The organism is Massilia sp. CT11-108, from assembly GCF_047302915.1.
GTDB classification, from domain to species: Bacteria; Pseudomonadota; Gammaproteobacteria; order Burkholderiales; family Burkholderiaceae_D; genus Telluria; species Telluria orientalis.
Genome location: NZ_JBKYMO010000333.1, coordinates 1 through 6401, shown reverse-complemented (window position 1 = coordinate 6401; position 6401 = coordinate 1). Strand labels below are relative to the sequence as shown.

The window sequence follows — 6401 nt, the reverse complement described above, 5'->3', positions numbered from 1 at the left end:
TTTTTTAACCCGCACCCGGGATACGCGATGTAGGTCCGGCTAGTTGGGGGCGAGATGGGTTTTAGTGCAAGACCTGGGCGCTGACGCCGCAGCCGACACCGCAGTACGGGCACGTCGTTTTGATGGTGGTTGGGATGGCGGACAACTTCATGTGCAACTCCTCGTCAGGCCGCTCGGCCGAACAGCAACTGGTCGCGGATGGACGAGATGTCCGTCCGCTGTTGAATCAGGTCGAAGTACCAGGGACCGTCCGCGACGTCCCCGTACAACACGGCGCCCGTCAGGCGGTTGCCCGCGACGACGAGACGTTTATAGATGCCGCCGCGGCGGTCGCGCAGCACGAGGTCTTCGCTGCCTTCGCCGCCGACGATGTCGCCGGCCGAGTACAGGTCCACGCCCGTCACCTTCAGCTTCGTCGCGGTGGCCTGCTGCACGTAGCGGCGGTGGCCCGAGCCTGCGAGGTGGGCGGCGGCGACGCGTGCCTGGTCCCAGATTGGCGCGACGAGGCCGAACGTGGCGCGGCGGTGCTGCACGCATTCGCCCACGGCGTACACGCGCGGGTCGTAGGTCTGCAGCGTGTCGTCGACGACGATCGCGCGCTCGCAGTGCAGGCCGGCGGCCTTCGCCAGCTCGACGTTCGGGCGCACGCCGGCCGCCATCACGACGAGGTCGGCGTCCACGGTCTCGTCACCCTCGAAGCGCACGGAACGCACGCGGTCCTCGCCCTCGATGGCGACGGTCTGGCGGTTCAGCAGGATGCGCAGGCCGCGCTGCTCCAGGCTCGCGCGCAGCAGTTCCGCGGCGGGTGGGTCGAGCTGCTGGTTCATCAGGCTGCCCGTCACGTGCACGACGGCGACTTCCATCCCCTGGCGCAGCAGGCCGTTGGCCGCTTCCAGGCCGAGCAGGCCGCCGCCGATGACGACGGCCTTCCCGCCCGCGCGTGCGGCTTCCAGCATCGTGTCGACGTCGCTGATGTCGCGGAAGCCGATCACGCCCGGCAGCTGGTGGCCCGGCACCGGCACGATGAACGGCTTCGAACCGGTCGCGATCAGCAGGCGGTCGTACGGCACCGCGAGGCCGGACGCGGCGTGCACGACGCGCTTCTTGCGGTCGATGCGCACGACCGGGTCGCCCGCGTGCAGCGTGATGCCGTTGGCGTCGTACCATTCACGCGTGTTGAGCATGATGTCGTCGACGGTCTTCTCGCCGGCGAGCACGGGCGACAGCAGGATGCGGTTGTAATTCCCGTGCGGCTCCGCGCCGAACACGGTGATGCGGTACATGTCGGGCGCGAGCTTCAGCAGCTCCTCGACCGTGCGCATGCCCGCCATGCCGTTGCCGATGACGACCAGGCGCGGATGGGTCTTCATTTACGCACCCACCCAGACCTTGCCGTCTTCGACGCGCACCGGGTAGCTCGACACCGAGTGGTGCGGCACTTCCAGGCATTCGCCGGTCTGCAGGTCGAAGTGCTGCTTGTAGATCGGCGACGCGACGACGATGCGCTCGCCGATGCTGCCGACCAGGCCGCGCGACAGCACGGCGGCGTCCGAGTTCGGATCGTAGTTATCGATGGCGAACACGCGCGGCTCCTCGGCGCCCACGCGGAACACGGCCACCTGGCGGCCGTTCAGCAGGGCGGCGACGCCGGTGTCCGGGACGATCTGGTCGAGCGAGCAGACGGCATTCCATTGGTTCAGCTCATTTTTTACTTGCGGGTCACGGGGCATGTTGTTCTCCTGTTCCAGTCGTTAAATCAAGCTGCTGCAATCGGGATGACGCGGCGGCGTTCTTCCGGCGTGGCCGGGCGGATCTGGCCGCGCTCCGCCATGAACACGACGTTGTCGTCGGTGCCCTCGGTGTTGACGAAGCTGCGGAAGCGCTGGCGCACGGCCGGGTCTTCGACGGCGTTCTTCCACTCGTCGGCATAGGTGTCGACCACGCGCTGCATGTCGGCTTCCAGCTCGGCGGCGATGCCCAGCTTGTCGTCGACGACGACCTGCTTCAGGTAATCCAGGCCGCCTTCCAGGTTCTCGCGCCACGTGCTGGTGCGCTGCAGGCGGTCCGCCGTGCGCACGTAGAACATCAGGAAGCGGTCGACGAGTTTCACGACCGTCGCTTCATCCAGGTCCGACGCGATCAGTTCCGCGTGGCGGGGCTTCATGCCGCCGTTCCCGCACACGTACAGGTTCCAGCCCTTCTCGGTGGCGATCAGGCCCACGTCCTTGCCCTGCGCCTCGGCGCATTCGCGGGTGCAGCCGGAGACGCCGAACTTGATCTTGTGCGGCGCGCGCAGGCCCTTGTAGCGGTTTTCCAGCGCGATGGCGAAGCCGACGGAATCGCCCACGCCGTAGCGGCACCACGTCGAGCCCACGCACGATTTCACGGTACGCAGCGACTTGCCGTAGGCGTGACCGGATTCGAAGCCGGCCGCGATCAGCTCTTCCCAGATCGCCGGCAGCTGGTCCACGCGGGCGCCGAACAGGTCGACGCGCTGGCCGCCCGTGATCTTGGTGTACAGGCCGTATTTCTTGGCGACCGCGCCCACGGCGATCAGGCCGTCCGGGGTGACTTCGCCGCCCGGCATGCGCGGCACGACGGAATACGTGCCGTCCTTCTGGATGTTGCCGAGGAAGTAGTCGTTCGAATCCTGCAGGCTCGCGTGCTGCGGCTTCAGCACGAAGTCGTTCCACGTCGACGCGAGGATGTTGGCGGCGACCGGCTTGCAGATGTCGCAGCCCAGGCCCTGGCCGTGCTTGTGCAGCAGTTCGCCGAAGCTCTTGATGCCGCCCACGCGGATCAGGTGGTGCAGTTCCTGGCGCGAGTACGGGAAGTGTTCGCACAGGTGGTTGTTGACGGCCATGCCGGCCTTCGCCATCTCGGACTTCATGATCTGCGTGACGAGCGGCACGCAGCCGCCGCACGACGTGCCGGCGTTCGTGCACGACTTGATCGCGCCGATGTCGCACGCGCCGCCGGCCACCGCGTCGGCGATGGTGCCCTTGGTGACGGCGTTGCACGAGCAGACCTGCGCGCTTGCCGGCAGCGCGTCGACGCCCAGCGCCGGACGCGCACCGCCCTCAAGCTGCGGCAGGATCAGGAATTCCGGCGCTTCCGGCAGCTCCATATCGTTCAGCATCATCTGCAGCAGGCTGCCGTACTCGGCCGCGTCGCCGATCAGCACGGCGCCCAGCAGCTTCTTGCCGCAGTCGGACACGACGATCTTTTTATAGACCTGCTTGCGCTCGTCCGTGAACTGGAAGCTGCGTGCGCCCGGCGTGTTGCCGTGGGCGTCGCCGATCGACGCGACATCCACGCCCATCAGTTTCAGCTTGGTGCTCATGTCGGCGCCGGCGAAGGCGGCTTCCTGGCCGATCAGCGCGCGCGCGACGATGCGGGCCATTTCGTAGCCCGGTGCGACGAGGCCAAACGTCTGGCCGCCCCACGAGGCGCATTCGCCGATGGCGTAGATGTGCGGGTCGGAGGCGAGGCAGGCGTCGTCGATCGCGATGCCGCCGCGCGGGCCCAGTGCCAGGCCGGCGGCCTTGGCCAGTTCGTCGCGCGGGCGGATGCCGGCCGAGAACACGATCATGTCCGCTTCGAGGAAGCTGCCGTCCGCGAATTCCATGCGGTGCGTGGCCGACTCGCCGTCGACGATCTGCAGCGTGTTCTTTTGCGTGTGGACGTTGACGCCCAGCTCTTCGATCTTCCGGCGCAGCACGCGGCCGCCCAGGTCGTCGACCTGCACGGCCATCAGGCGCGGCGCGAATTCGACGACGTGCGTGTCGAGGTTCATGTCGCGCAGCGCCTTGGCGCATTCGAGGCCCAGCAGACCCCCGCCGACGACGACGCCGGTTTTCGAACGGGCACCGCATTCCGTCATCTTTTCCAGGTCTTCGATGGTGCGGTAGACGAAGATGTCATTGCGCTCCTTGCCCGGGACCGGCGGCACGAACGGGTAGGAACCCGTCGCGAACACCAGCTTGTCGTAGGCCAGCACTTCGCCATCGGCCAGCGTGACGGTCCGGGAGTCCCGGTCGACGGCGACGGCCTTCGCGTTCAGCTTCAGGTCGACCTGGCCCGCGTGCTGTTCGAAGAAGCCCGGTGCGACGAGCGACAGCTGGTCGGCCGTGGTGCCCGAGAAGAACGAGGACAGGTGCACGCGGTCGTAGGCCGGGCGCGGTTCCTCGCACAGCACGGTGACGTGGAAATGGGCATCCTGCTTGGCTTCCGCGAACAGGGTTTCGAGGAACTTGTGGCCTACCATGCCGTGGCCGATGACGATCAGTTTCATGTTGCGACTCCTATGCTGCAATAACGTGTTCAGGCGGCGGCGGGTGCCGGCGTTTCGGGGACGGTCAGCGTGAAGCGCACGCCGATGGCGCACAGCGCCGCGACGAGGACGGCGCCGCCGAGGATCATCAGGGTCTGGCGCACGTCGCCCGTGCCCTTCATCAGGAAGCCGGCCAGCACGGCGCCGACGTTGCCGCCCGCGCCGACGATGCCGGCCACGCCGCCCAGTGCCTTGCGGCTCACGAACGGCACCAGGGCGTAGGTCGAACCGCACGCCATGTGGGTGCACAGGCCGAAGGCGAGCATGGCGACGATGGCCAGCGTGACGCTCGTGGTCTGCGAGAACCACAGCAGGCCCAGGCCCTCGCCCAGCATCAGGACGAACAGCAGGTTCACGCGGGAATTCAGGTCGCCCCTGGCCGCGACCTTGTCCGAGATCCAGCCGCCCAGGGCACGGGCGAACAGGGCCAGCAGGCCGAAGCTGCCGGCGGCCATGCCGGCCTGTTTCAGCGACAGGCCGAAGTGGTCGACGTAATAGGTGGCGGCGACGTTGTGGATGAACAGTTCGATGCCGAAGCAGGCGCCGTAGGTAATGAACAGCAGCCAGGCGCGGTAGTTGCGGCAGGCTTCGAAGAAGCTCGCCCAGCCACCCTTGCCGCCCGCTTCGAACGGCACGCCGGCCGCGCGCAGTTCGGTGAAGTTACCTTCCGGGCAATCCTGGGTGAACTTGTAATAGACGACGGCCATGATGAGCATCAGCACGCCCGGCACGACCAGGGCGGCACGCCAGCCCATCGTCTCGTTCACGCCCAGCATGATCATGGCGCCCATGATCAGCGGCATCGTGGCCTGCGCGACGCCGCCGCCGCTGTTGCCCCAGCCGGCCGATGCCGCGTTGGCGGTGCCGACGACCTTCGGGCCGAACATGACGGAGGTGTGGTACTGGGTGATCACGAAGCTGGCGCCGACGGCACCGATGCCGAGGCGGAACAGCAGGAAGCTTTCATAGCTCTGGGCCATGGCGACGCCCAGCACGGGGATCGCGCCCAGCGCCAGCAGGCCGGTGTAGGCCTTGCGCGGTCCGAAGCGGTCGCACAGCGGGCCGATGATCAGGCGCACGATGATGGTGATGGCGACGGCCGCGATGTTGATGTCGGCGATCTGGCTGACCGACAGGTGGAACTCGCCCTTGATCACCGGCATCAGCGGTGCGCAGGCGAACCAGGCGAAGAAGCAGACGAAGAAGGCCACCCAGGTCAGGTGGAATGCGCGCATCTGGGGCGTATCAAAGGAGAATAGCTTGATACTGTTTGCTTTGCCGGCCATGTTGTTATTCCCTTCTTGAAAACGAAAAGGCGCCCGCTGCCTGGCCGCGAAGACGATTCCAGAAATCGTTCAAGCGGGTGCAGCGGACGCCGTTGTCCTGTTGCCGGTCCCTCGTTGGACCGGCTCTTGTTTACTCAGGGATCGCCGTTGATCCTTTACCTCCGTATTTGCAAGACCCGTGCCAGATGGTTTTCAGGGGGAAGATCGTATTGACCGGGCCTGACACGCTTCATTGCAGTGCACCATGCACGCTTATGAGGCGCTTGAATGAGCACCATCAAGATGCGAAACTGGAAAACGCGGTGCGGCGGATGGGAAAGGATGAGATATACGCGTCGGGCGCGAGGCCGTCCCAGACCTTGCCGTCCATGAGCACCGAGCGGCGCATCAGGCTCGACGACGCCGGCACGCCCGCCAGCACGGCCGCCTCGCGGTACAGGCCCACGCGGTTCACGCGCGCGGCCACGGCCGCGTAATCGACGTCGTCGCGCAGCAGGCCCCAGCGCCGGTGCTGGGTCATGAACCACATCGCGTCGGACAGGTACGGGAAATTGGCCTCGCCCTCGTCGTGGAAGCGCACCGGATCGGGATCGATCCAGCGCTTGCCCAGGCCGTTGTCATAATCGCCATGCAGGCGCGCGGCGATGGCGCGGCGGTCCGCGTTCACATAGGCGGGGCTGGACAGCACCTCGGCCGCCACGTCGCGGTGCTCCGGCGATTCGTCGAGCCAGCGCCCCGCCTCCAGCACGGCCGCGACCAGCGAGCGGCACGCATGCGGGTTC

At 66.9% G+C, this 6401-nt stretch carries 5 protein-coding genes and 1 pseudogene; all 6 read right to left on the bottom strand.

All coding sequences use genetic code 11. The features are described 5' to 3' along the window. Positions 1–61: 61 nt before the first annotated feature. The gene (locus ACEN88_RS21975; protein ID WP_413343021.1) at positions 62–151 is read right to left on the bottom strand and encodes a hypothetical protein; all 90 of its coding nucleotides are present in this window, start codon (positions 149–151) and stop codon (positions 62–64) included. Between the two features lie 13 nt (positions 152–164). Next, a complete protein-coding gene (locus tag ACEN88_RS21970) occupies positions 165–1370 on the bottom strand; it encodes an NAD(P)/FAD-dependent oxidoreductase (protein ID WP_413343019.1) in 1206 nt (401 codons plus the stop codon). Continuing rightward, positions 1371–1730, bottom strand: coding sequence for a nitrite reductase small subunit NirD (gene nirD, locus ACEN88_RS21965; protein WP_413343017.1), 360 nt, complete (start codon positions 1728–1730; stop codon positions 1371–1373). It lies immediately after the preceding gene. A 26-nt stretch (positions 1731–1756) separates the two neighbouring features. Then, positions 1757–4294, bottom strand: a complete 2538-nt coding sequence (gene nirB, locus ACEN88_RS21960; RefSeq protein WP_413343015.1) for a nitrite reductase large subunit NirB — start codon at positions 4292–4294, stop codon at positions 1757–1759. A gap of 29 nt (positions 4295–4323) precedes the next feature. Next, positions 4324–5619, bottom strand: a complete 1296-nt coding sequence (locus tag ACEN88_RS21955; protein ID WP_413343013.1) for an MFS transporter — start codon at positions 5617–5619, stop codon at positions 4324–4326. Between the two features lie 277 nt (positions 5620–5896). After that, positions 5897–6401: pseudogene (locus tag ACEN88_RS21950) on the bottom strand (nitrate ABC transporter substrate-binding protein); the annotation flags it as partial.

What these genes read in the sequence shown, in the direction of transcription:
- nirD (WP_413343017.1), bottom strand. Translation starts at nt 1,730, where the DNA reads ATGCCCCGTGACCCGCAAGTAAAAAATGAGCTGAACCAATGGAATGCC.
- nirB (WP_413343015.1), bottom strand. Translation starts at nt 4,294, where the DNA reads ATGAAACTGATCGTCATCGGCCACGGCATGGTAGGCCACAAGTTCCTC.
- ACEN88_RS21955 (WP_413343013.1), bottom strand. Translation starts at nt 5,619, where the DNA reads ATGGCCGGCAAAGCAAACAGTATCAAGCTATTCTCCTTTGATACGCCC.
- ACEN88_RS21970 (WP_413343019.1), bottom strand. Translation starts at nt 1,370, where the DNA reads ATGAAGACCCATCCGCGCCTGGTCGTCATCGGCAACGGCATGGCGGGC.
- ACEN88_RS21975 (WP_413343021.1), bottom strand. Translation starts at nt 151, where the DNA reads ATGAAGTTGTCCGCCATCCCAACCACCATCAAAACGACGTGCCCGTAC.